This window comes from Neisseria sp. HMSC070H10 (genome assembly GCF_001837635.1).
GTDB classification, from domain to species: Bacteria; Pseudomonadota; Gammaproteobacteria; order Burkholderiales; family Neisseriaceae; genus Neisseria; species Neisseria subflava_A.
On record NZ_KV833358.1, the window covers coordinates 4532 to 28264 of the forward strand.

Here is a 23733-nt window from a genome sequence, read left to right on the forward strand (position 1 = left end):
GCGGCAACGGCAGCGCTGCCGCCGGCAAGCGGCTCGGCGCCGTTGGCGTAGGCCAAGGCCGCGCCGAGCATAAAGTGGCCGATTGCTTGCGCGGCTTCGTTTTTGTTTTCACCGTGGCCGAAGCGCTTGCCGATGGCGGCTGCAGCATACGGCGCCAACGTATTGGCCGCCAGCTGTAAATCACCCTGTCCGCCCAGGGCGCCGGTAATCAGGGTTTCGGCGGCGCTAAGCGCACGGCTTTTGCTGCCGCCTACGCCCCAGCTTCGGGCTTCTTGGTAAGCTTGGGCATACTTCGCGTTCCCCAGCCTCATGGACAGCCGTTCGCTGTCGCTTTTACCGGCATATTGCTCATAACTGCCGTCGTTTTGCTCTTTCAGACGGCCTTCGTAAGCGGCCTGTTGTTTTTCCAGCTCTTCGACTGCCGCTTTGGCACGGTTGCCACTATAGGTGGCAACGGCGCTGTGGATGACGGCAGTCGATTGGGCAATGGTTTGCTGTTTGTCGAGTAGGTTTTGCAGATCGGGAACGCTGTCGGCACCGTGATGGGCAGTGGTCGAATCGGTATGGATGCCGAGAGCGCGGGCACTGGTTTTTTTGCCGCCGATGGTGATGTTGCCTTCGCTGTGCCGCTCGTTCCGTTTGTAGGCTTCGCCGAGGGAAACTTCGCGCCCCTGCAGATGCAGATCGCCGCCGGCATACAGTTGTGCGGCTTCGGTAGTCAGTTTGCTGCCCGCCGCGATGGTGGTATCGCCTTTCAGGCTGCCTATCTGCGAGGAGACTACGGCAGACGATACGCTGTTTTGCTGCAGCTTGGTTTGGGTTTTGCCGTAACCGGCCATCGCCACGCCGTTTTTCAGGCTGCCGGTGAGGCCGGACTTTTTGCGCTCGTGGTTTTCCCAATCCTGGTAGTGGTTGTCTTGTGATTAATGAGGTGGTGGGTAAATCCGCTTACATCCAACACATCATAGCTACTCAAACAATCCGTATAGACAATACTGTCAGGCATAATTTTCTTTGTGATAACAGGAAATAACGTCTCTCTTTTAGCGTTCTCAATAACCACGGTATAAACCTTGCCGCCGCGTTTGAGAATACCAAAAACTGCCACCTTGTCTGCCGCACCGCATCCACGTTTGCCTTTGCGGTGTCCGCCAAAATAGCTCTCGTCCAACTCAACTGAGCCGTCAAAAACCGTATCGGCTTCCAGTGAAAGATGATGGCTGATGACTTCGCGAATCTTGCGGTAAAACAGCACTGCCGAATTGGGGTGGATGCCCGATAAATCAGCTGCTGAACGGGCGGTAACTTCGAGTACAAAAAACTGGAGCAGTTTCTTTTGAATACTCTTTTTTAGTTTACAATGGGTTATCTTCATTTTTGCAGTCTAACATGACTGCTTATCTAGTATAGCCCCTAAATTTTTATTCATGGAGATTTTCATTTATTAAAAATTCGGGTAAGTTTTTAAACAAAAAAAATTCATCTCCCCAATTAATCATATTCAACACTGATTGGGAAAAAATTAGCCGAAACCCGATTTCATCATCATCAAGATATAGTTTTCTCATTTCCAATAGGTCTTCATCTTTAAGGAAACCAAAAAAATCAAAATCGGTTAAATCGAATATTTTAAGCTCTCCATAACTACCTAAAGATACGTTTTCAGCTTCCTTGTTGATTTCATAAGACAGATTCGGTTCGCTGCCATTACACTTAAATAAAACAGGGATCCCTTCCAAATCAAACTGTATTTCATCGGGACGTTGGACATCAATATCAAGATCCGTTTCGTCATATATGAAGAAAAGCCCCTTTACTGATAAAATCCTTCCATTTAACTCATTCATTTATTTACCCTTATCCCTTCTTTTACTGATGGATTAGTTAAGCCATTTTTCAAAATTGTTATAAACTCTCCTTCAGGAGATGTTACTACTACATTATTTCCTTTAATTCTAAATAAAACTGATCCACGTGCATGATTTGCACCTTGCCTGATTCCCTGCCCGTTAAAAGTTCCTACCCTTAACTCATCTGGCCGTTTAGCAATTTCATAAATAAATTTTTTAAAACTTTCTCTTCTGCTAGAAGTTTTCATATCAAATCCATGTTCAGTAGCATGTTTTCCTACTTTGCGACCAAATTGGTTATCGGCTAAAGAAAATCTTTGCGGGTTCTAAGATGCTTTTTGAAATTCCTTAGGAATTTTAGCAAAATCAATTTCTAATCTTGCCAACTCTTCTTGTATCTTGCTTACTTTAACCTCAAGTTGTTCAAATCTTCTAGGCGAGCCTTTCGCATCTTTGGCTAATTCAAACAATTTCTTGGCTGTGCGCAAATCCCCCGCTTCTTTGGCAGCTTCGTAGGCCTTTCTGAAATCGCGGACGGTTTCTAGTTTTTTAGCTACTTTCACTCCTGGAATGGCAAAAATAGTTGCAACAGCATAATCTCTAAACGTGTCGGCCTGTTTGAAATCTTTAATCGTTCCGACAACCGTCATATCGGTAAGCAGTTCGCTGCCAATCCGCATCATTTTTGCATTGGCGGCAATTTCTTCCGGTGATTTGCCGTAAGACATTAACATAACAGTATCGGTTTTGCCGAACTCTTCGCTATGAGCCTGCCTTCTTTCGGGATTAAATGCCATTTTAATCATTGAGTAATATAAAAGGCCGTCTGAAAAATATACTTTCAGACGGCCTTTCAAATGATTCAAAAGAAAATCCTACATTTGCACCGAGCCGCTGACGGTCAGGCTGATCTCTTCCGAACCTGGGGAGGCTGGTACGCCATCTTCTATTCCTGCTGCCATCTCTGCGACAGGGGCTGCCCGCAGCATTTTGGCGCGTGCAAAATCGCCGCCGATTTGGCGGTTGCCGATGTGGCCCAGGTTGAGTTTGACGATTTTGTAGCTGGAGAAGCCGAGCGTTTGGGCGAGGTTTTGGGCGCGGTCTTTGAAGCGCAGGATGACGGCTTTGCTCAGTTGGTCGACGGTTTCTTCGCGTTTTTCTTTGGATACAGAAAATGAGGAGCTCTCCAAAACGGCGATATTGATGCTGTCGGCAATCAGGCGGTTGAGTGCTTCAAAGTCTTTGCTTTCTACTTTGAAGTAGGCGTGTTCTTCCCAGCCGGTTTGGGTGCGTTTGCCGTTGGTGTATTGATAGCGTGGGGAGGCGTTGCGCTCCATCAACTCTGCTTTAAATTTGCTGTTTTGGGAGATTTTGTTGAACTGGTTGAATTTCTTCATGAAGGCTTGGTTGACGGCTTGACGGTCTTTACCTTCTGCGTTGACGCTGAAATGCGCGGTCATGGTATCCCGCGGCACTTCCATATTCGCGGATTCGGAAAATTCAACGATGTTGTAATTGAGGCTTTCTGCTGCAACGGGCAGGGAGGCGGCTAGCAGTAGGGCGGTAAGGGCTGGGCGGAGCATTTTGGTTTTCCTTGTAATGCAGATTTTAAAAAAGTAATTTAGCATGAAAGATGGAAACGTTGGCTTTGGCAAGCGTAAGGATTTGTCTGGGTTGAGGCCGTCTGAAAAGAAGTTATTTTGTATCCATCAAGCCGACTTCATGGGGATTGAGGCGGGCTTTTTCTTCTTGGCCTAAGCCGACCAATTTCCGCAAGCGGGTCATGTAGGCATTGACGTCAAGGCCCCGTCCGTAGCGTTGTGCTTCCCAGATGGTTTCTGCCAAGGCTTCCATCATATCGTGTTCGGCTTTGACCCAGTCGCCGTTGTAACGGGCGCAAAGTTGTTGGTGGATGGCACGGATGCCCGGGGGCTGGTCGATGGCGCTTTGCTCTTGTAGGGAAAGGTGTAGAGACATGTGCAGGAATGGGTTGCTTTCACCGTCTTCGGGCAGCCATTCTTTATCTAAATATTGTTCGATGTCTTCGAGATAGTGTCCGTATTCGGGATGGGCTTCGATAATGCGCAAAGCTTTTTGTTGCAGGCCGTCCAATTGGAGCGGCGCGAGCCTGTGTTGCCAGACGTGGGCAAAGAATCGGCGGACATCGTGGGTGTTTACGTCATACATGATGGGTGTGATTTGATTTTGGGATATGTGATTATATAGCGATTGCGATAAAAAAGGCCGTCTGAAAAATATGTTTTCAGACGGCCTTTGTTTTGCAGGGTTTAGCGGCGGTCGATGATTCGGTAATACACTTCGCCGTCTTGGACATAGCCCAATTCGACGCGGGCAATTTCGGCGATAGCCTCTTGTCCGTGTGCCAAATCTTCAACTTCCGCATTGAGGAAATTGTTGCGCAAAGTGAGCGTTTGGTTTTTTTCCTCCTGACGGACGAGCTGCTCCTGCAATTCTTCCGTATGCCCGACGCTGCCTTTACCAAACCAAAGGCTGTACTGACAGCACAACAGTGCGAAGGTTAAAACAAAAGTCACCCACTTCATACAATCAATATCCTATATTTTGCTTATTTGCCCAATTGGTAGAATGCGGCTTTGCCAGGGTAGTAAGCGGCTTCGGCCAATTCTTCTTCGATGCGCAACAATTGGTTGTATTTCGCCATGCGGTCAGAACGGGACAGGGAGCCGGTTTTGATTTGCATACAGTTGGTGGCAACTGCCAAGTCGGCAATGGTGCTGTCTTCGGTTTCGCCGGAACGGTGGCTCATTACGCTGGTGTAGCGGTTGCGTTTGGCCAAGTCAACGGCTTTCAGGGTTTCGCTCAAAGTACCGATTTGGTTGACTTTAACCAGCAATGCGTTTGCCACGCCTTTTTCGATGCCTTCAGCCAAGATTTTTGGATTGGTTACGAACAAGTCGTCGCCGACCAATTGAACTCTGCCGCCCAATTTTTCGGTCAGCAGTTTCCAGCCTTCCCAGTCGTTTTCGTCCATACCGTCTTCGATGGAAATGATTGGGAATTCGTTAACCAGGCCTTCCAGGTATTCGGCAAATTCTGCGCTGGTGTAGGAGCGGCCTTCGGCTTCCAGGTGGTATTGGCCGTCTTTGTAGAACTCGCTGGATGCGCAGTCCAGGGCGAACAATACGTCCTCGCCTGCTTTGTAACCGGCGGCTTCGGTGGCTTCCACCATCAATTGCAGGGCTTCTTTGTGGCTGTTTAGGTTGGGTGCAAAACCGCCTTCGTCGCCGACGGTAGTCGGGAAGCCTTTGCTATCGCACAGTTTTTTCAGCGCATGGAAAATTTCGGCACCGCAACGCAGGGCTTCGCGGAAAGATTTTGCGCCGACAGGCATGATCATGAATTCTTGGATGTTCAGGCTGTTGTTAGCGTGTTCGCCGCCGTTGATAACGTTCATCATTGGAACCGGCAGAGCCATTGGGCCTGCGCCGCCCAAGTAACGGTACAGCGGCAGGCCTGCATCTTCAGCGGCCGCGCGTGCTACGGCCATAGAAACGGCCAAAGTGGCATTGGCACCCAAGTTGCCTTTGTTTTCAGTACCGTCCAATTCGATCATGATTTGGTCGATATAAGATTGCTCGCTGGCATCGATGCCGATGAGGGCTTGCGCGATTTGGTTGTTAACGTGGTCAACGGCTTTCAATACGCCTTTGCCCAAGTAACGGGATTTGTCGCCGTCACGCAGTTCCAAAGCTTCTTTTTGACCGGTTGATGCGCCGCTTGGTACGGCTGCACGGCCCATGACGCCGGATTCCAACAATACGTCACACTCTACAGTAGGGTTGCCGCGAGAGTCTAAGATTTCGCGTGCAAAAATATCAACGATTGCGCTCATGAATATCTCCAAATAGGATGGTAAAAGAAAAGTAGCTTTGTTACGTTTCAGACGGCCTTGATGATGATTTCCGAAGTCTGATGAATGCAGACATTATACCGTCTTTGCCGGGCATGGCATCGGCGTCGGTATGAAACCGACTGTAAGTTTGTTTCACGTCAATATCGGTCAAACAAACATAAGCCGTATAGTGTAACATTTTTTACCCTTTTTAGGGTGAAAAGCTGATTAAATCAGGTATAAGGCCGTCTGAAAACCAGATCAGCCTTCGCCCAAAATCATCGAGCCTACGCCGTCATCGGTCAGCACTTCCAAGAGCAGGGCGTTGGGAACGCGGCCGTCTATGATATGCGTGGCTTTGACGCCGCTTTTGGCGGCTTCGACGGCGGAGGCAATTTTAGGCAGCATGCCGCCGTACAGCGTGCCGTCTTCAATCAGTTCGTCAATGCGGCTTGGCGTCAGGGTGGTCAATAATTTGCCTTCTTTATCCAGTACGCCGGGAATATTGGTCATCATCAGCAGTTTTTCGGCTTGAAGTTTTTCCGCCAGCTTGCCGGCAACCAAGTCGGCATTGATGTTGAACGCTTCGCCGTTTTGGCCTACGCCGATGGGTGCGATGACCGGAATGCAGCCGCGCTCGACCAAGCCTTCCACCAAACGGGTATCGATGTCGGCCACGGTGCCGACTTGGCCGATGTCCACGCCTTTTTGTTCGGGCGTGTCGATTAGGAGTTTTTCCGCTTTGATGAAGTGGTTGTCCCGGCCGGTAATGCCGACGGCGCGACCACCGAAGGAGGTAATCATGGAAACGATTTCTTTATTGACGTGTCCGCCCAAAACCATTTCTACGATGTCCATGGTTTCGCTGTCGGTGACGCGCATGCCTTGAACAAATTCCCCTTTTTTGCCGACTTTTTCCAGCATTTCATTGATTTGCGGGCCGCCGCCGTGAACGATGACGGGATGCAGGCCGATCAGTTTGAGCAGGACGACATCGCGTGCGAAGCCCTCTTTTAAGGCCGACTCGGTCATGGCGTTGCCGCCGTATTTGATGACGATGATGGAGCCGGAAAAACGGCGGATATAAGGTAAAGATTCGGCAAGGACGCGTGCTTTGATCGCAGAGGAGACAGATTGTTGCTGAGTCATGGTTTCAACCTTGTTTCATGATTTCGGCCTTTATCTTAATCCCAAAGGCCGTCTGAAACAATATTTCCAAGCGCTTGAAATCCTGTTAAATCAGTTAAATGGTTGAAACCAGCCTCATGCAAACGGTAAAATGACGGTTTGCTTCGGCCTCTTTGCCGATTACTAAGGATACCCATGATGAAAATCAGCACCCAATTCGATGCCGGTTCGGTCGTTGTCAAAGACTTGAGCAACCCTGCCGATATCCGTCTCGCCCTGCGTTCCGACAATGCTTCGGAGTTTGCCCAATGGTTTTACTTCCGTTTACAGGGTGCGGCCTATCAAAACTGCGTGATGCATTTTGAAAATGCGGCGGACGCTGCGTATCCTTTGGGCTGGGAGGACTATCAGGCTTGCGCTTCTTACGACCGCCAAAATTGGTTCCGCGTGCCGACCAGCTATGAAAACGGCGTGTTGACCATCAACCATACGCCTTTGTCCAACAGCGTTTACTACGCTTATTTCGAGCCTTATTCCAACGAGCAGCATTTGAACCTTTTGGGAGATGCGCAGGGCAGCGGCTTGTGCCGTATCGACGATTTGGGCAGTACCGTTCAAGGTCGCGACATCAACCTTCTGACCATCGGTAACCAAGTCGAAAGCGACATGAAAGTCTGGATTATCGCCCGTCAGCATCCGGGTGAAACCATGGCGGAATGGTTTGTCGAAGGTTTGCTGGGCCGCCTGCTTGATCCGCAAGATCCGACCGCGCGCATGCTGCTTGACCGTGCGACTTTTTACATTGTGCCAAATATGAATCCGGACGGTTCGGTTTTGGGTAATCTGCGCACCAATGCCGCCGGCGCCAACCTCAACCGCGAATGGGAAAACCCGACTTTGGAGCGAAGTCCCGAAGTCTTTACCGTCCGTGAAAAAATGATGGAAACCGGCGTGGATTTGTTCTTGGATATTCACGGCGATGAAGGTCTGCCGTTTGTCTTTGTGGCCGGTACCGAAGGCGTGCCGAATTACAACGAACGCATCGAAGCCTTGGAAGATCAATTCAAACTGGCGTTGCTCAATGCCAGCCCCGATTTCCAAGACGATTACGGCTATGACAAAGATGCGCCGGGTCAGGCAAACATGACTTTGGCGACCAACTGGGTCGGCAATCATTTCAACTGCCTTGCCTATACTTTGGAAATGCCGTTTAAAGACAATGCCAACCTGCCGGACGACGACTTCGGCTGGAACGGCCAACGCTCGTTGCGCTTGGGCGAGGCAATGTTGTCTGCTATTTTGAATGTGGTTGACGATTTGCGTTAAACCATCCGACACCGCATACAGGCCGTCTGAAAGTTCAGGCTTTCAGACGGCCTTTGAGATAAGGAACACACATCATGATAATACATCCCCAGTTTGATCCGGTGCTGATCAGCATCGGCCCGCTTGCTATCCGCTGGTATGCCTTGAGCTATATTGTCGGCTTTATCCTGTTTACGATTTTGGGCCGTCGCCGTATCGCGCAGGGCAATTCTGTGTTTACCAAAGAAACACTCGACGATTTCCTGACTTGGGGTATCTTGGGCGTCATCTTGGGCGGCCGTATCGGCTACGTTTTGTTTTATAAATTTTCCGACTATCTTGCCAACCCGTTGGATATTTTCAAAGTATGGGAAGGCGGCATGTCGTTTCACGGCGGCTTTTTGGGTGTGGTCGTTGCCATATGGCTGTTTGGCCGCAAGCACAACATCAGTATCTTGAAATTGATGGATACCGTTGCGCCGCTCGTGCCGCTGGGCTTGGCTTCCGGCCGTATCGGCAACTTTATCAACGGCGAACTTTGGGGACGCGTGACCGAACTCAATGCTTTCTGGGCGATGGGTTTCCCCCAAGCGCGTTACGAAGATACGGAAGCTGCGGCGCACAATCCTTTGTGGGCCGAATGGCTGCAACAATACGGCATGCTGCCGCGCCATCCGTCTCAGCTTTACCAGTTTGCCCTTGAAGGCATTTGCCTGTTTGTCATCGTTTGGATTTTCTCGAAAAAACCACGTCCGGCCGGACAAACGGCAGCATTGTTCTTGGGCGGTTACGGTTTGTTCCGCTTTATTGCAGAATTTGCCCGTCAGCCTGATGACTATCTCGGCCTGCTGACTTTGGGTTTGTCCATGGGGCAATGGTTGAGCGTGCCGATGATTGTATTGGGTGTGATTGGTTTTGTTTGGTTTGGCCGTAAAAACAGCGTTGCCAAAGCATAAATAAAACAAGAAATAAAGGCCGTCTGAAAAGGTTTTCAGACGGCCTTTTTATGGCTTCAAGCAAACGGATTTTGGGCTTAACCGAAAAAGCCCATTTTGACTTGAATGAGTTTTTCCAACTCCGGCAGGACGCGGCGGCGTGAGACGAAGAAGATAATGTGGTCGCCGTCTTGGAGGATGGTTTCGGTGTGGTGTCCCATGATGACTTCGCCGGTTGCGCCGCGGACAATGGCGGCGATGTAGCAGTCGCTCGGCCATTTGATGCCGCTGATGCGGCGGCCGACGATGGCGGAAGTGTTTTTATCGCCGTGTACCACCACTTCGATGGCTTCGGCCGTGCCGCGGCGCAGGGGGTGGACGGCAACGATGTCGCCGCGGCGGATGTGGGCGAGGATGGAGCCGATGGTAATCAGGTGGGGGGAAACGACGATATCGATTTTGTTGCCTTCGAGCAAATCGACGTAGCTTGAGCGGTTGACGATGGTGATTACGCGTTTGGCACCAAGGTTTTTTGCCAATAGACTGGACATGATGTTGTTTTCGTCATCATTGGTCAGCGCGCAGAAGACGTCGATTTCATCGATGTATTCTTCATCCAGCAGGGTTTCGTCGGTGGCGGAACCTTGCAGGACGAGGGTGTTGTCCAGATTCTCGGCCAGCCATTCGGCGCGCTGGGGTTTGTATTCGATGATTTTGATGTCGTATTTGGACTCGAGCTGCTTGGCGAGGCGGTAGCCGATGTTGCCGCCGCCGGCAATCATGATGCGGCGGGTACGCGCTTCTTTCGGACGCAATTCGCGCATGATGGCTTCAACGCTGTTGATGTCAGCGGCAAACAGGACTTCATCGCCTTCGATGATGACGGTTTGCGGGGTGGGGACGATCAGGCGGTTGTTGCGGTAGATGGCGCAGATTTGGCAGTCAACGCCTTCGAGCAAGTGCTGGTTGATGTCGGCAATTTCACGGCCGATCAGCAAACCGCCTTTGCGGGCTTGAACAATTACCATGCGCACTTTATCGTTGGCGAAACTGAGTACCTGCAATGAGCTGGTGTAGTTGAGCAGGCCGACGAGTTGTTCGGTAACCAGTTGTTCGGGGCTGATGGTTTCGGTAATGCCGAAGATGTTGAGGCTGCCTTCTTCGGGGTTGTCGCTGCCGTCAACCGGATATTCGAGGTATTCGCTTGAGCGCACACGTGCGATGCGGCTGGGGATGTTGAATAGGTCAGCGGCGATTTTGGAGGCGACAATGTTGGTTTCGTCGCTGCGGGTCAGGGCAAGCAGGAGGTCGGAGTCCGCCGCGCCTGCCTGTTCGAGGGTAAAGGGCGATGCGCCGTTGCCGACGATGGTTTGGACATCGAGGCGGCTGCTGATACGGTTGAGCGCTTTTTCGTCGATGTCGATGATGGTAACGTCGTTGCTGGGAACGGAGGCAAGGTTTTGGGCGACGGTCGAGCCGACTTGGCCGCTGCCGAGGATGAGTATTTTCACGGTAATCGAGTGTGTTCGGTAAAAATGAAATTGTAACAAAAGGCCGTCTGAAATTGGAGTTTCAGACGGCCTGATTTTTCAATCGGCTAAAGGATTACCAATAGCCTAAGGCTTTCCACCACAAGATGCCGACAGTGCTGAAAATCAGAATTTCGACCACGCTCATGATGAAGCCGGCTTTCCACCATTCGGTCATGTTGACGTAGTTTGAGCCGTAAATGACAGGTGCGGAACCGGTGGCGTAGTGGGTTAGCGACATCATGATACCGGTAGCGGCTGCCATAATCAGGGCAAACAGCATCGGTGGTGCGCCCAAGGCTAAGCCTGCGCCGTAGAATGCGCCGAACATGGCGGTAACGTGTGCCGTACCGCTGGCGAAAACGTAGTGGGCGTAGAGGTAGGCAAGCATTAACAGGGCGCAACCGGCTTCCCAACCCAAGCCCATGTGGGCGATACCGCTTTGCATGGAGTCGGACAACCAGCTGATGAGGCCCAGTTTGTTGAGGAAGTTTGCCATCATAACCAAGGCCGCAAACCAAACGATGGTGTCCCACGCGCTTTTTTCTTTCAGCGCATCTTCCCAAGTCAGTACGCCGGTCAAAAGGCACAGGCTCAAGCCGAGGAAGGTGGTGGCGGTAGCATCAACTTTCACGCCGAACAACATCTCGGGAATACCCGCCCACAACAGCAGCAGAACCAGGAAAATGCCCAGCATGATTTTTTCTTCACGCTTCATCGGCCCCATGGCAGCCAAATGCTCTTTTGCCAATGCAGTGGCGTTGGGGGTTTGTTTGATTTTAGGCGGATACAGGAAATACAGCACCAGCGGCATCAGCAGCATGGCAAGCAGGCCGGGTACGACCATCGCCAAGAACCAAGTACCCCAAGAGAGTTGGATTTCTGAATTAGTGGCTTTGGCAACCAATTCGACTACCAGCGGATTGGGTGCGGTGGCAGTGATAAAAATCAGACAGGTAATCACGTTGGAGTGGAAGTTGACCAGTGAAAGGTATTTACCGATTTTGCCTTCCGTACCTTTTTCAGGGTCGGAGTCGAAGCTCAAGGCAATGGATTTCATAATCGGATGCACGATGGCACCGCCGCGCGCGGTATTACTCGGCGTTACCGGACCGATGACCAAGTCGGCCAATGCCAAGCTGTAACCTACGCCCAGCGTGCGTTTGCCGAAGAGGGAAATCAAGAGGTAACCGATACGCATACCCAAGCCGGTTTTCAACAGGCCGCGCGAGATGATGATGGCGATACCGATCATCCAGATGAGTGAGTTGTTGAGGCTGCTCAAAGCGTCTTTGGTTGCATCGGCGGCTTTTTCGTTGGTCACGCCGGTCAGTGCAACCAAGGTAATGCCCAAAATCGCCATTGCGCCGATAGGCATGGCTTTGCCGATGATGCCGGCAATGATGCCGACAAACAATGCCAAAAGATGCCATGCGTCAGGCGAGACACCTTGAGGAACGGGGATAACGAACCAGATAAGCAGCGTCAGCACAAGTGCGGCCGCAGCAGGAATTGGCTTGAAGCCCATGTTGAATCTCCTAATTTGAGGATTGAAGTATTGGGAAATCGGTTTTCAGACGGCCTGAGTGTTGCTTAAGCTTGTCTGAACGTGTTTTGGTAGGTTCGGAAGGTATTTTTCTTATTGGGTTTCTCTTCCATCTTGGAAAGAAGAGAAAGGGAGTTTGGTATTGGTTTTTCAGACGGCCTTTACAGTAACAGGCCGTCTGAAAACAACGCCGTTTTACTCCTGTTCTTGCGACAGGCCGTATTCTTCGGGGAAGGTGCGCAACGAGCTTTGCAACACGGTAACCGCGCCGTCAATCAAACCGCAACGACCGCTTCGTGGCAACAGTTGGCATAGGCTTTGCAGGGCGCGCAGATCGTCGGGAGTGCCGATGCCGGTGTCCACGCGGTTGAGCAGGCGGGAAAGCTGGAATGTGCCGCCTTTGCACGGCGGGCATTGACCGCATGAGTTGGACGCAAAAAATTCCACATACTCGGCCACTTTACGCACGACGCTGGTGCCTTCGGAAATTACAATCATCGCGCCCGTACCGAGGCTGGATTTGCGTTCGCGCACGGACACGAAGTCCAAAGGCACATCCAAATCTTTGACGGTCAGAAGCGTGTTTGACGGGCCGCCGGTGAAGACGGCTTTAAACGTGCGCCCTTCGAGCATACCGCCGCCGTGGTCGAAAATCAGCGATTGCAGGGTCGTGCCCATCGGCAGTTCGTACAGCCCCGGATTCAATACGTCGCCGGAGAGCGAGTAGAGTTTCGTGCCTGCGGCATCGCCCAGGCCCAGCGATTTGTACCATTCCGCGCCTTTGGCAAGGATTTGCGGGATGTTGGCGAAGGTTTCGGTGTTGTTGATTAAGGTTGGTTCGCCTGCTACGCCGCTTTCGGCAGGGAACGGCGGCTTGCGGCGGGGGAAGGGGAAACCGCCTTCCAACCATGAAATCACGGCGGTTTCTTCGCCGCCGATGTAGCGGCCTGAAGTTTCGACCAGTTGCAAGTCCAAAGGTTTACCCAAGTAGTTTTCGATACGGATAAACAAATCGCTGTTTTTCCATTGCTCGATGGCTGGTGTGATGGAAGCGATGGATTCGGTTTGATGAGGGTTGACGTACAGAATCGCTTTGTTGGCGCGGCAGGCGACGGCGGCAATCAGTACGCCCTCGATGACTTGGTGCGGCGTTTTCGCCAGCAACACGCGGTCTTTAAATGTACCCGGTTCGTCTTCGTTGGCATTGCAGACGACGTATTTGTCGCCATTTTTGCTTTGGGCGGCAACGGCGGCCTCCCATTTGCGCCAAGTCGGGAAACCTGCGCCACCCATACCGCAAAGATTGGCATCTTGCAGTTTGGAAACAATGCTTTGAGGATCGGCAAGCGCAGCCAACAGGCCTTCTCCGCCGCCGACTTTGCGCCATGCGGCTAAATCTGCGCCGACTTGGCGGGAAGGATGCAGTAAGTTTTGATTGGCTTGATTCATGATTGTTGCTCCTGCAAACCGGCGTGTTCGCGCAAATCGAATTTGCCGTAGTCGGGATATAAAACGGGGGCTTTGATGTCGCTGGTCAGACCGGCGCGGGTCATTTCGCGTTGCAGATCGTGGACGTGTCCGACACCGCCGCGTACTTTTTTCAACGGCAGGCCGCAATTTGCCGCGGCTTTGCCGGCACGGCGGCCGAAGCTGATGATGTCTAAAAGTGCATTGCCCATCAGACGGTTGCGGCCGTGAATGCCGCCGGTTACTTCGCCGGCGCAATAGAGGCCTTCGACGCAGGTTGCGCCGTCGCCGTTGATTTCGACGCCGCCGTTTTGATAGTGCAGGGTCGGATGAATCATCACGGGTTCGACGGCGGGGTCGATGCCGCATTTGTGGGCGACGTGGCCGAGTGTTACCAAACGGTTCAACACATCAGGATCGTTTTCAATCAGGCGCGGGGTGTCGAGGAACACGCCGACTTGTCCGTCGCGCACCACGCCGCGGCCTTCGCGGCACTCGCGCAAGATGGCGGCGGCAACGACGTCGCGCGGCTGCAATTCGTCAACGAAACGTTCGCCTAAACCGTTGACCAGTTTGGTACCTGCGGAGCGCACGGCTTCGGAAATCAGCGCGCCTGCCAAGTGAGGAGGGTGGGCGACGCCGGTTGGGTGGTATTGGAAGGAATCGACATCGCGCAGTTTCGCGCCGATGCGGTAAGCCATCACTAGGCCGTCTGCAGTCGCGCCATAGTGGTTGGATGTGGCGAAACCTTGCAAATGCAGGCGTCCGCTGCCGCCGGTTGCCAAGACCACGGCTTTGGCGTGAACCAATACCAAAGAGCGTTTTTCCAAATCGTACAAAATCGCGCCGACGCAGCGGCCGTGTTCGTCTGATAATAATTCGATGGCAGGGTGGCGGTTGAGCTGGGTGATGTTTTCGTCGAGTTCGACCGCCTCGCGCAGTACGCGCATCATTTCGAGGCCGGTAAAGTCGCGGTAGCTCAGGATGCGCGGCACGGTCGTACCGCCTGCGCGTTTGCGGCTCAACATGCCGTTGTTGTCTGCGCCTTTAGTCAAGTCAAAAGTCATGCCCAAGCCAATCAGCCAGCGGATGGCGGATGGTGCATCGGTAACCATTTGGGCAACCAATTCTTTTTTGCCTGCGTTGTGACCACCTTTGATGGTGTCGTCAAAGTGTTGTTGCAGGCTGTCTTCCGCGCCGACCGCAGCTTGAATGCCGCCTTCGGCCATCACGGTATTGCTGTCACCGATACGCAGCTTGTTCGCCATAATCACGCGCGCGCCTGCCTCGGTCGCGGATAACGCTGCTGCCGCACCTGCACCGCCGCCGCCAATTACCAATACGTCAGTGTTCAAGTGTTCTGCGCCTGACAAATCATAGTCGTCAATCAGAGGCTGACTGATTAAGAGTTTGGCCAAATCAGGATGGCAGTAATCGCCTTGGTTTGGGCCGATAGGCAGTTTCACACGCGCATTTGCCTGATAGTCAGGGTGAAATTGGCTCAGTAATTCGTTCTTTTCAGGTAAATCGCCGCGCAGCTCCAATGAGGACGCACGCAGGTTGGCAAGGGCGGTTTCGTAGTCTATGCCTTGGATTTTGTTAACCATTACACTGACTCCTCTTCAAATTCGACTTTCATTTTGCCGCTGTCGATTTCGCGCAGGCGGCGCATCAAATCCACCGGACGCAATGTACGCGCCGCTTTCATACGGCGTGCGAACAAGCCCAAGTGGTTCGGACGGATGTGTTCGGGGCAGGAGAGGGTGCAGAGGTTGCACATCACACATTGGTCGAAGGTCAGAGCAGCCGCGCCGAAATCGCCGGAAACTACCTGCGCTACGCCGTTTTCCACTTGCAAACCTTTAGGACAGGCGCGATTACAGCCGCCGCAATGGCGGCAGTTTTGCGCTTCAGGGAAGGCTTTGGCGGTATCATCCAACCAGTTCCAGCCATCACCAATCTCGCTGACGTCGTAATATTGGATATGTTCCGGAATAAAGTAGTCCAAGAAGCTGACCTGCATCCCTTCTTCGACTTTGGTTTCACACGCCAACGCAGTCGTTACCTCACGCTCGCCTTCCTTGCGTATCATGCAGCGGCACGAACCGCATACGCCTTGACCCATACAGCCGACATTGGCAGTAATCGCATTGCCTGAACGGGCATAGGCTTGGATGATTGACGAGTCGGCGGAAGCTTTGACTTCATGGCCGTCTATGGTCAGGGTTAACAAATTTTCACTCATGGTTTGTTCCTGTGAAATTGGAAGGTGGAATAGTGGGTAATTTGATTAATTGTATTTTTATTACATTTGTGCGTATGAGGAAAATATCCAAGTGATTTACTCAGAAATTCTTTTAAAATCAATGTTTATATATATAAGGCGAAGTGTATCAGAATTTGTTGGATTTGATGATAGGGAGGGATTAGCCTTGCTTAAGGAAAAGATTGTAAACAAAATATGCCTATTATTTAGACAAATTTATTACAAATACTTGATTTTAAAAGTAAAATAAAATTACTTTTTTAGTATAATTTTAAAAATATTTATCCATTTTCTAGTGAAAATCATTATTATATATTAGGTAATTTTACATATCTTATTGTATATATTGAATAATATTTAGGTATATAAGCAAGTGAAAAGACTGTTATAAAATTTCAGAAAATCAAACAAGTTTGATATCAGTCAAGAAGGTTGAGGGAGAAAATGACACAGGTTTTACAATTGTGTATTGTATTGGAAGATAAGAAAGGCCGTCTAAAATTTAGGTGGTTCCCTTTTAAATACAAGCTACTAAATTTCTTTCTCAGATGCTTGAGGCAAATATTTTCAGACGGCCTTGCAATAAGATTATCATTTAAAAATAATGTAATTTTATTTCTATGTAAGCGAATGGTCAGTGGATATAAATTATCAATAACCAAGTGATTTAATACGATATTAAATTTTATTTAAATCAATAAAGTATAAAAATGATATTGTCTGGGTCATTCATTTGAAAGCACTATTACACTATTGAAGGCCGTCTGAAAAAATCGGTCTCTTAAGAAATAAACAAATCCTCCCTACCATGACTCCGAAAAGGAACACAATCATGACCGTCATCAAGCAAGAAGACTTTATCCAAAGTATTTTCGATGCTTTCCAATTCATCAGCTACTACCATCCTAAAGACTATATTCAAGCTTTGTATAAGGCTTATCAAAAAGAAGAAAACCCTGCCGCCAAAGATGCGATGGCGCAGATTTTGGTCAATAGCCGTATGTGTGCTGAAGGCCATCGTCCGATTTGTCAGGATACCGGTATTGCGACCGTATTCTTGAAAGTGGGCATGGATGTGCAGTGGGATGCCGAGATGAGCGTACAGGAAATGGTTAACGAAGGCGTACGCCGTGCATACACTTATCCTGACAACAAACTGCGCGCCTCTGTATTGGCCGACCCGGCTGGCAAACGTCAAAATACCAAAGACAACACGCCTGCCGTTGTACACATGGAAATCGTAAAAGGGGACAAAGTCGAAGTCACTTGTGCAGCCAAAGGCGGCGGTTCTGAAAACAAAACCAAAGTTGCCATGCTCAATCCTTCAGACAATATCGTTGATTGGGTATTGAAAACCGTTCCTCAAATGGGTGCAGGCTGGTGTCCTCCGGGCATCTTGGGTATCGGTATCGGCGGTACGCCTGAAAAAGCAGTGTTAATGGCCAAAGAAAGCCTGATGAGCCATATCGATATTCAGGAACTCAAAGAAAAAGCCGATTCCGGTGCAGAATTGTCTACAACCGAAGCCCTGCGCTTGGAACTCTACAAAAAAGTAAATGCCTTGGGTATTGGCGCACAAGGCTTAGGCGGTTTGAGCACCGTGCTGGATGTCAAAATCCTTGACTACCCAACCCACGCGGCTTCCAAACCGATTGCCATGATTCCAAACTGCGCGGCTACCCGCCACATCGAATTTGAATTGGATGGCTCAGGCCCGGCCAAACTGGAAGCCCCATCTTTGGAAGACTGGCCGGATCTGACTTACAGCCCGGACAACGGCAAACGTGTCGATGTCAACAATCTGACCAAAGAAGAAGTGGCCACATGGAAAACCGGCGACGTATTGTTGCTGAACGGTAAAATCCTGACCGGTCGTGATGCCGCACACAAACGCTTGGTTGATATGCTTAACAAAGGCGAAGAATTGCCGGTAGATTTCACCAACAAACTGATTTACTACGTCGGCCCGGTTGATCCAGTCCGTGACGAAGTTGTTGGTCCGGCTGGTCCGACTACTTCCACCCGTATGGATAAATTTACCCGCCAAATGCTGGAACAAACCGGCCTCTTGGGTATGATCGGTAAATCCGAACGCGGTGCAGCAACTTGCCAAGCCATTGCCGATAACAAAGCTGTTTACCTGATGGCTGTCGGCGGTGCGGCATATTTGGTTGCCAAAGCCATTAAAGCATCTAAAGTCTTAGCGTTCCCAGAATTGGGTATGGAAGCGATTTACGAATTTGAAGTCAAAGATATGCCTGTGACCGTTGCGGTGGATAGCAACGGTGAATCGGTTCACGCCATTGCGCCAAAACAATGGCAGGCCAAAATCGGTATTATTCCGGTTGAATCTTGATATTTGACTGAGTAATCAAAGGCCGTCTGAACGATTTCAGACGGCCTTTTTTTGTTTACAAATAATTCAAATGTTTTCAAACGAGTAAATTTCCCTTTCTAAAAAGCACTTGTCAAAATCAGCGTTTGAAACTAAAATTTATAGCTTATTGAGTCGGAGTGTGGCGCAGTCTGGTAGCGCACTTGCATGGGGTGCAAGGGGTCGAAGGTTCGAATCCTTTCACTCCGACCAAAGAATTGGAAAGAGCCGTTTTAAAAACGGCTCTTTTTTCGTTTAGATGATTTATCTGAATAATGTGTCCGAATGGATTTTAAAACTTAATACCGATGCCGTCTGAAACAAAACCTGCTTTAAAAAAGCAGGTTTTGTTGTTTATTATAAAGCAGGGCTTATTCGACACTATCTTTCAGCGTGTCTTTATAGGTATAAAGATAAGATGCGCCGACAAAGGATGCGCCACCGACGACATTGCCCAGGAATACGGAAATCATGTTGAAGAAAAACTGTCCCCATGTGATGTTTGCGCCTGCCAAAATACCTGCGGGGATAACGAACATATTGGCGACAAGGTGTTGGAAGCCGTTTAATACGAAAATCATGACGGGGAACCAAATGGCCAGCATTCGTCCGGTTGTGTTTTTAGCGGCAAAGTGCAGCCACGCGCCCATGCAGACCATCCAGTTACATGCGACCGCCGATACGAAAGCGCGGCCGAAATCCATATGGACTTTTGCTTCCGCCACGGCAATGGTTTTTTCTGCCACGCTGCCTTCAATCATGCCGACATAGTATCCGAGGAAAAACGCCATCGCCAGCGTACCCACCAAATTGCCCATGCAAACGATAACCCAGTTGCGCAGCAGCATTTTGGAGGAAATCCGTCCGGCCAATCTGCCTAAAGACATAATCATCATGTTGCTGGTTACCAGTTCGCCGCCGCCAAGCAGGATGCAAATCAAAGCGATTGGGAACACGGCTGCGCCGAGTAAAGTGGCAAAACCGCTCCATTCGTGCGGAATGCCGCTGACTACTTTCAAATAAGCAAGATAACCGAAACCGATGTATCCGCCGGCCAAAACGCTCAAGATTGCCAGAGTGGGGATGCTGGATTGTGCTTTGGCGCAGCTTTTGTCGAGAACAACCTGTAAAATTTCCTGTGGGTATAAATCGCGCGAAGCCATGATGTTCCTTAAAGTGGATTGAGGAGGAAACGCCGTTTCAAAAGTGGCGCAAACTGTCGCGGTAGAGCAGTGTTATAGGGAGCCGGTGTACGGTCTTTGTTTTATCAATCAGCCTGAATTAAACCTAAAAAACAGATACTTCGCCTTGCTTTAGCTCAAAAGAAATATTATTACATTTTGTTTCTGTATGAAAAAAGGCCGTCTGAACGTTGAGGTTTCAGACGGCCTTGTTTTGAATTTTTAAACTTACAAATGAGCCAGCTTTGCATTGCCTTCGCGAGGGATAGGGCGCGGATTGCCTTGTGAATCGATGGCGACGTAAGTGAACACGGCTTCGGTGACCAGTTGGCGGTCTTCCGTTACCATATCGTTCATCAAAGTCTTCACCCATACTTCGATTTTCAGTTGCAAAGAAGTATTGCCTACTCGGACGCAATGACCGTAGCAGCACACGACGTTGCCGACCTTTACCGGTCTGATGAAATTCATTTCTTGAACAGCCACGGTTACAATTCGTCCCTGTGCGATTTCTGCCGCCAAAATACCGCCGCCCAGATCCATTTGCGACATAATCCAGCCGCCGAAGATATCCTGATTAGGATTGGTATCGCGCGGCATGGCTACCGTACGCAATAAAAGTTGTCCTTCTGGTGCCGGATGGGTTTGTTTGTTGTCAGCCATAAATAATCCTGTCAAAAAAGTGTTATTTTACGCCATTTGTGGCGATAAACCTATGTAGGCCGTCTGAAAAATCAGAAGGCAAAGTGTTACAATCAACATATTCATCAGACAAAGGAGAAAGATTATGCATCCGATTCAAGAACCACGAAATAGCGGCCTTTTGCGCGTATCCGACATTCACGAAATCTACTGGGAGGAATCAGGCAATCCGGATGGCCACCCCGTGATTTTCCTGCATGGCGGCCCCGGAGCAGGGGCATCACCGGCCTGTCGTGGCTTTTTCAATCCAGAGCATTTCCGCATCGTTATTATCGACCAACGCGGTTGCGGACGTTCCAAACCCTATGCCTGTATCGAAGACAACACCACATGGGATTTGGTTGCAGATATTGAAAAAGTGCGCGAAATGCTCGGTATTCAAAAATGGCTGGTTTTCGGCGGCTCATGGGGCAGCACCTTGTCGCTGACTTATGCCGAAACCCATCCCGAGCGCGTCAGCGGCTTAGTTTTGCGCGGTATTTTCCTGTGCAGGCCGTCTGAAATGGCATGGCTAAACGAAGCAGGCGGCGTCAGCCAAATTTATCCGGCTCAATGGCAAAAATTCATTGCCCCCGTAGCCGAAAACAAACGCCAAGCCCTAATCAAAGCCTACCATGAAATGCTGTTCAGCGAAGATGAGGCCACGCGCCTCAAAGCGGCTAAATCATGGGCAGACTGGGAAAGCTACCTTATTCAGTTTGAACCTAAAGACGTAGATGAAGACCCGCAAGCTTCCCTTGCCATCGCAAGAATGGAAAACCATTACTTCGTGAACGAAGGCTGGCTGCAGGGCGATAAAGCTATCTTGGCAAACATCGACAAAATCCGCCATATCCTAACCATCATCGTCCAAGGCCGCTACGACCTATGTACCCCGATGCAAAGCGCGTGGGAACTCTCGCAAGCCTTCCCTGAGGCAGAATTGAGAATCGTCCAAGCAGGCCACTCTTCTTTTGATCCCTCGCTTTCTGAAGCATTAGTGAAAGCAGTAGAGGATATTAGAAGCAAGTTATAAAGGTTAATCAATGAAAATGCCGTCTGAAAAAGTTTCAGACGGCATTTTTCTATTTACATATTAAATTTGATAGCATATTATCATTGCATTTGTATCAATTTGAATTTTTTAGAATTTCAATATGAGCCCCCTCATTTACTACGCCCATTCCGCCCAAGACAAACTCGGCAATCTCTTGCCTTACGAACATTGGCAAACCTTGCAAAACCATTCGGTAAATGTTGGCGAAATGGGGGCTGAGTTTGCTTGGGTATTTGGTGCGCAGGAACAGGCCTGCCAGACGGGAAAGCTGCATGGCTTAGGGAAATATTCGGAAGCCTTTAATCATCGATTGCATGGTGGCCCATCAGTCGATCATGCTACCTCCGGCGCAAAATTTCAAAAATGCTTGCTTTATAGTGAATTCCAAAGTATAAGCTGTTGTTCTCTTTCTTAGGCTAGATAACTTTAATTAATGAATTAAAAGGCAAAAATAATGGAAAATAGACAAACCAATTCAACCATCAAATCTCGTGCGGCGGTGGCATTCGCACCAAATCAACCCTTACAAATTGTGGAAATCGACGTAGAAATGCCACGCAAAGGCGAGGTGTTAATCCGCAATACCCATACGGGCGTGTGCCATACTGATGCATTTACGTTATCAGGAAGCGATCCTGAAGGTGTATTCCCTGTGGTGCTTGGGCATGAAGGTGCGGGTGTGGTTGTTGCTGTGGGCGAAGGTGTGTCAAGCGTAAAACCGGGTGATCACGTTATTCCTCTTTATACCGCTGAATGTGGCGAATGTGAGTTTTGCCGTTCAGGTAAAACTAACTTGTGCGTCTCAGTGCGTGATACACAAGGTAAAGGTTTAATGCCGGACGGCACGACGCGTTTTTCTTATCAAGGTCAGCCGATTTATCACTATATGGGCTGTTCGACTTTCAGTGAATACTCAGTTGTTGCCGAAGTTTCATTGGCGAAAATCAACCCGGAAGCGAATCACGAACAAGTATGTTTACTTGGCTGCGGCGTTACTACAGGTATTGGTGCGGTGCATAACACAGCAAAAGTGCAAGAAGGCGACTCTGTGGCGGTGTTTGGCTTGGGGGCGATTGGTTTGGCTGTGGTGCAAGGTGCGCGTCAAGCCAAAGCCGGTCGCATTATCGCTATTGATACCAATCCTTCAAAATTCGAGCTGGCAAAACAGTTTGGTGCAACTGATTGTTTGAACCCAAACGATTACGATAAACCGATCAAAGATGTATTGTTAGACATCAATAAATGGGGCATTGACCATACCTTCGAATGTATCGGCAACGTAAACGTAATGCGCCAGGCATTAGAAAGTGCACACCGTGGTTGGGGACAATCCATTATCATCGGCGTAGCAGGTGCAGGACAAGAAATTTCAACTCGTCCGTTCCAGTTGGTAACAGGTCGTGTTTGGAAAGGCACGGCGTTTGGTGGCGTGAAAGGCCGTTCTGAACTGCCGAAAATGGTCGAAGATTCAATGAAAGGCGACATCCAGTTGGAACCATTTGTGACCCACACAATGACGCTCGATCAAATTAATGAAGCCTTTGAGTTAATGCATGAAGGTAAATCGATCCGCGCTGTTATTCATTACTAAGGTACGCGATGAAACTGATTGAACAACATCAAATTTTTGGTGGTTCGCAACAAGTTTGGGCGCATCATGCCCAAACGCTTCAATGCGAAATGAAATTTGCCGTCTATTTGCCGGATAATCCAGAGAATCGACCGCTTGGTGTGATTTATTGGCTTTCCGGATTAACGTGTACGGAACAAAATTTCATTACCAAATCAGGCTTTCAGCGTTATGCGGCAGAACATCAAGTGATTGTGGTTGCCCCCGATACCAGCCCTCGCGGAGAGCAAGTGCCGAACGATGATGCTTACGATTTAGGGCAGGGTGCGGGTTTTTATCTTAATGCGACCGAGCAGCCTTGGGCGACGAATTATCAAATGTATGATTATATTTTGAATGAGTTGCCTAGTCTGATTGAGGAAAATTTTCCTACCAACGGCAAACGTTCGATTATGGGACATTCAATGGGCGGACATGGCGCATTGGTATTGGCATTGCGAAACCGAGAACGTTATCAAAGTGTTTCTGCCTTTTCGCCCATTTTGTCGCCAAGCCTCGTGCCTTGGGGAGAAAAAGCTTTTACTGCTTATTTAGGGGAAGATCGTGAAAAATGGCAGCAATATGATGCCAACTCGCTCATTCAACAAGGCTATAAAGTGCAAGGTATGCGCATTGATCAGGGCTTGGAAGATGAGTTTTTGCCGACACAATTGCGTACCGAAGATTTTATCGAAACCTGTCGTGCGGCAAATCAACCGGCCGATGTGCGCTTTCACAAAGGCTATGATCATAGCTATTACTTCATCGCCAGTTTTATTGGTGAGCATATTACCTATCATGCGGCATTTTTGAAGTAAGCCAAAGAAGTGATTCGGGAATCGATCAAACGTTGGAATGAACGTTAATTTTCATATTAACGAAAATAAAAGGCATCGGATTGATGCCTTTTATTTTTTATAAATGATGAAAA

The 23733-nt window shown here is 49.5% G+C and carries 21 protein-coding genes, 1 tRNA gene and 3 pseudogenes; 8 read left to right on the forward strand and 17 right to left on the reverse strand.

Annotated features, from left to right (window positions below; genetic code table 11):
- The 10 genes and pseudogenes from HMPREF2606_RS11200 to argB form a co-directional block, all read right to left on the reverse strand.
- Positions 1 to 839: pseudogene (locus HMPREF2606_RS11200) on the reverse strand (hypothetical protein); the annotation flags it as partial.
- Between the two features lie 80 nt (positions 840 to 919).
- Positions 920 to 1375 (reverse strand): annotated as a pseudogene (locus tag HMPREF2606_RS01260) (IS1595 family transposase); the annotation flags it as partial.
- Positions 1376 to 1421: 46 nt separating this feature from the next.
- Positions 1422 to 1847, reverse strand: a complete 426-nt coding sequence (locus HMPREF2606_RS01265) for a hypothetical protein (RefSeq protein ID WP_002231633.1) — start codon at positions 1845 to 1847, stop codon at positions 1422 to 1424.
- Positions 1844 to 2098: a hypothetical protein gene (locus HMPREF2606_RS01270; protein WP_070585516.1), complete on the reverse strand. Its 255-nt coding sequence runs from the start codon at positions 2096 to 2098 to the stop codon at positions 1844 to 1846. The genes HMPREF2606_RS01265 and HMPREF2606_RS01270 overlap by 4 nt, the downstream gene beginning before the upstream one ends.
- A gap of 78 nt (positions 2099 to 2176) precedes the next feature.
- Positions 2177 to 2716: a hypothetical protein gene (locus HMPREF2606_RS01275; protein ID WP_141762170.1), complete on the reverse strand. Its 540-nt coding sequence runs from the start codon at positions 2714 to 2716 to the stop codon at positions 2177 to 2179.
- 9 nt (positions 2717 to 2725) lie between these two features.
- Complete coding sequence (locus HMPREF2606_RS01280; protein WP_070843173.1) at positions 2726 to 3433, reverse strand: SIMPL domain-containing protein; 708 nt, start codon at positions 3431 to 3433, stop codon at positions 2726 to 2728.
- Between the two features lie 112 nt (positions 3434 to 3545).
- Entirely contained in the window at positions 3546 to 4037 is a 492-nt protein-coding gene (locus HMPREF2606_RS01285; RefSeq protein WP_063068729.1) for a DUF1841 family protein, read from the reverse strand.
- A 101-nt stretch (positions 4038 to 4138) separates the two neighbouring features.
- A complete protein-coding gene (gene ftsB / locus HMPREF2606_RS01290) occupies positions 4139 to 4414 on the reverse strand; it encodes a cell division protein FtsB (RefSeq protein ID WP_003679613.1) in 276 nt (91 codons plus the stop codon).
- Positions 4415 to 4437: 23 nt separating this feature from the next.
- The gene (gene eno, locus HMPREF2606_RS01295; RefSeq protein ID WP_070843174.1) at positions 4438 to 5724 is read right to left on the reverse strand and encodes a phosphopyruvate hydratase; all 1287 of its coding nucleotides are present in this window, start codon (positions 5722 to 5724) and stop codon (positions 4438 to 4440) included.
- Between the two features lie 261 nt (positions 5725 to 5985).
- Positions 5986 to 6873: an acetylglutamate kinase gene (gene argB / locus HMPREF2606_RS01300; protein ID WP_049323441.1), complete on the reverse strand. Its 888-nt coding sequence runs from the start codon at positions 6871 to 6873 to the stop codon at positions 5986 to 5988.
- Between the two features lie 174 nt (positions 6874 to 7047).
- Between argB and HMPREF2606_RS01305 the strand changes: the two genes are divergently transcribed.
- Positions 7048 to 8178, forward strand: coding sequence for a M14 family metallopeptidase (locus HMPREF2606_RS01305; protein ID WP_070843175.1), 1131 nt, complete (start codon positions 7048 to 7050; stop codon positions 8176 to 8178).
- A 74-nt stretch (positions 8179 to 8252) separates the two neighbouring features.
- Positions 8253 to 9113 carry a prolipoprotein diacylglyceryl transferase gene (gene lgt, locus HMPREF2606_RS01310; protein ID WP_070843176.1) on the forward strand — a complete coding sequence of 287 codons (861 nt, stop codon included), beginning with the start codon at positions 8253 to 8255 and terminating at the stop codon, positions 9111 to 9113.
- A 77-nt stretch (positions 9114 to 9190) separates the two neighbouring features.
- Here lgt and trkA read toward each other — a convergent pair whose 3' ends face one another.
- The 5 genes from trkA to HMPREF2606_RS01335 form a co-directional block, all read right to left on the reverse strand.
- Complete coding sequence (gene trkA / locus HMPREF2606_RS01315; RefSeq protein ID WP_070714208.1) at positions 9191 to 10603, reverse strand: Trk system potassium transporter TrkA; 1413 nt, start codon at positions 10601 to 10603, stop codon at positions 9191 to 9193.
- Between the two features lie 94 nt (positions 10604 to 10697).
- Positions 10698 to 12149, reverse strand: coding sequence for a DASS family sodium-coupled anion symporter (locus HMPREF2606_RS01320; RefSeq protein WP_070714204.1), 1452 nt, complete (start codon positions 12147 to 12149; stop codon positions 10698 to 10700).
- A 213-nt stretch (positions 12150 to 12362) separates the two neighbouring features.
- Positions 12363 to 13616 carry a complex I 51 kDa subunit family protein gene (locus HMPREF2606_RS01325; protein ID WP_070714201.1) on the reverse strand — a complete coding sequence of 418 codons (1254 nt, stop codon included), beginning with the start codon at positions 13614 to 13616 and terminating at the stop codon, positions 12363 to 12365.
- On the reverse strand, positions 13613 to 15241 hold the full coding sequence (locus HMPREF2606_RS01330) for an FAD-binding protein (protein ID WP_070714197.1): 1629 nt from the start codon (positions 15239 to 15241) through the stop codon (positions 13613 to 13615). Before HMPREF2606_RS01330 ends, HMPREF2606_RS01325 begins: the two co-directional genes overlap by 4 nt.
- Positions 15241 to 15879 (reverse strand): 2Fe-2S iron-sulfur cluster-binding protein, encoded by a 639-nt coding sequence (locus HMPREF2606_RS01335; RefSeq protein WP_063068720.1) that lies wholly within the window; start codon positions 15877 to 15879, stop codon positions 15241 to 15243. The genes HMPREF2606_RS01330 and HMPREF2606_RS01335 overlap by 1 nt, the downstream gene beginning before the upstream one ends.
- Positions 15880 to 16732: 853 nt before the next feature.
- Here HMPREF2606_RS01335 and HMPREF2606_RS01340 point away from each other — a divergent pair.
- Both HMPREF2606_RS01340 and HMPREF2606_RS01345 read left to right on the forward strand, forming a co-directional pair.
- Positions 16733 to 18256 carry a fumarate hydratase gene (locus HMPREF2606_RS01340; protein WP_070714193.1) on the forward strand — a complete coding sequence of 508 codons (1524 nt, stop codon included), beginning with the start codon at positions 16733 to 16735 and terminating at the stop codon, positions 18254 to 18256.
- A gap of 154 nt (positions 18257 to 18410) precedes the next feature.
- A tRNA-Pro gene (locus tag HMPREF2606_RS01345) sits at positions 18411 to 18487 on the forward strand.
- 158 nt (positions 18488 to 18645) lie between these two features.
- On the opposite strand, the gene HMPREF2606_RS01350 is transcribed toward HMPREF2606_RS01345, so the two are convergent.
- Positions 18646 to 19437: a formate/nitrite transporter family protein gene (locus tag HMPREF2606_RS01350; RefSeq protein ID WP_070843177.1), complete on the reverse strand. Its 792-nt coding sequence runs from the start codon at positions 19435 to 19437 to the stop codon at positions 18646 to 18648.
- 246 nt (positions 19438 to 19683) lie between these two features.
- Positions 19684 to 20118 (reverse strand): acyl-CoA thioester hydrolase YciA, encoded by a 435-nt coding sequence (yciA, locus tag HMPREF2606_RS01355; RefSeq protein WP_070585543.1) that lies wholly within the window; start codon positions 20116 to 20118, stop codon positions 19684 to 19686.
- A 124-nt stretch (positions 20119 to 20242) separates the two neighbouring features.
- On the opposite strand from yciA, the gene pip reads away from it, so the two are divergent.
- The 4 genes and pseudogenes from pip to fghA all read left to right on the forward strand — a co-directional run bounded on the left by pip (position 20243) and on the right by fghA (position 23620).
- Positions 20243 to 21172, forward strand: a complete 930-nt coding sequence (pip, locus tag HMPREF2606_RS01360) for a prolyl aminopeptidase (protein WP_049323425.1) — start codon at positions 20243 to 20245, stop codon at positions 21170 to 21172.
- 121 nt (positions 21173 to 21293) lie between these two features.
- A pseudogene (locus HMPREF2606_RS10550) lies at positions 21294 to 21548 on the forward strand (CRISPR-associated helicase/endonuclease Cas3); the annotation flags it as partial.
- A gap of 126 nt (positions 21549 to 21674) precedes the next feature.
- The gene (locus HMPREF2606_RS01370) at positions 21675 to 22784 is read left to right on the forward strand and encodes an S-(hydroxymethyl)glutathione dehydrogenase/class III alcohol dehydrogenase (RefSeq protein ID WP_210399768.1); all 1110 of its coding nucleotides are present in this window, start codon (positions 21675 to 21677) and stop codon (positions 22782 to 22784) included.
- Between the two features lie 8 nt (positions 22785 to 22792).
- On the forward strand, positions 22793 to 23620 hold the full coding sequence (gene fghA / locus HMPREF2606_RS01375) for an S-formylglutathione hydrolase (protein ID WP_070714150.1): 828 nt from the start codon (positions 22793 to 22795) through the stop codon (positions 23618 to 23620).
- Positions 23621 to 23733 lie beyond the last annotated feature (113 nt).

What these genes read in the sequence shown, in the direction of transcription:
- HMPREF2606_RS01265 (WP_002231633.1), bottom strand. Translation starts at nt 1,847, where the DNA reads ATGAATGAGTTAAATGGAAGGATTTTATCAGTAAAGGGGCTTTTCTTC.
- HMPREF2606_RS01270 (WP_070585516.1), bottom strand. Translation starts at nt 2,098, where the DNA reads ATGAAAACTTCTAGCAGAAGAGAAAGTTTTAAAAAATTTATTTATGAA.
- HMPREF2606_RS01280 (WP_070843173.1), bottom strand. Translation starts at nt 3,433, where the DNA reads ATGCTCCGCCCAGCCCTTACCGCCCTACTGCTAGCCGCCTCCCTGCCC.
- HMPREF2606_RS01285 (WP_063068729.1), bottom strand. Translation starts at nt 4,037, where the DNA reads ATGTATGACGTAAACACCCACGATGTCCGCCGATTCTTTGCCCACGTC.
- ftsB (WP_003679613.1), bottom strand. Translation starts at nt 4,414, where the DNA reads ATGAAGTGGGTGACTTTTGTTTTAACCTTCGCACTGTTGTGCTGTCAG.
- eno (WP_070843174.1), bottom strand. Translation starts at nt 5,724, where the DNA reads ATGAGCGCAATCGTTGATATTTTTGCACGCGAAATCTTAGACTCTCGC.
- argB (WP_049323441.1), bottom strand. Translation starts at nt 6,873, where the DNA reads ATGACTCAGCAACAATCTGTCTCCTCTGCGATCAAAGCACGCGTCCTT.
- HMPREF2606_RS01305 (WP_070843175.1), top strand. Translation starts at nt 7,048, where the DNA reads ATGATGAAAATCAGCACCCAATTCGATGCCGGTTCGGTCGTTGTCAAA.
- lgt (WP_070843176.1), top strand. Translation starts at nt 8,253, where the DNA reads ATGATAATACATCCCCAGTTTGATCCGGTGCTGATCAGCATCGGCCCG.
- HMPREF2606_RS01320 (WP_070714204.1), bottom strand. Translation starts at nt 12,149, where the DNA reads ATGGGCTTCAAGCCAATTCCTGCTGCGGCCGCACTTGTGCTGACGCTG.
- HMPREF2606_RS01325 (WP_070714201.1), bottom strand. Translation starts at nt 13,616, where the DNA reads ATGAATCAAGCCAATCAAAACTTACTGCATCCTTCCCGCCAAGTCGGC.
- HMPREF2606_RS01330 (WP_070714197.1), bottom strand. Translation starts at nt 15,241, where the DNA reads ATGGTTAACAAAATCCAAGGCATAGACTACGAAACCGCCCTTGCCAAC.
- HMPREF2606_RS01335 (WP_063068720.1), bottom strand. Translation starts at nt 15,879, where the DNA reads ATGAGTGAAAATTTGTTAACCCTGACCATAGACGGCCATGAAGTCAAA.
- HMPREF2606_RS01340 (WP_070714193.1), top strand. Translation starts at nt 16,733, where the DNA reads ATGACCGTCATCAAGCAAGAAGACTTTATCCAAAGTATTTTCGATGCT.
- HMPREF2606_RS01350 (WP_070843177.1), bottom strand. Translation starts at nt 19,437, where the DNA reads ATGGCTTCGCGCGATTTATACCCACAGGAAATTTTACAGGTTGTTCTC.
- yciA (WP_070585543.1), bottom strand. Translation starts at nt 20,118, where the DNA reads ATGGCTGACAACAAACAAACCCATCCGGCACCAGAAGGACAACTTTTA.
- pip (WP_049323425.1), top strand. Translation starts at nt 20,243, where the DNA reads ATGCATCCGATTCAAGAACCACGAAATAGCGGCCTTTTGCGCGTATCC.
- fghA (WP_070714150.1), top strand. Translation starts at nt 22,793, where the DNA reads ATGAAACTGATTGAACAACATCAAATTTTTGGTGGTTCGCAACAAGTT.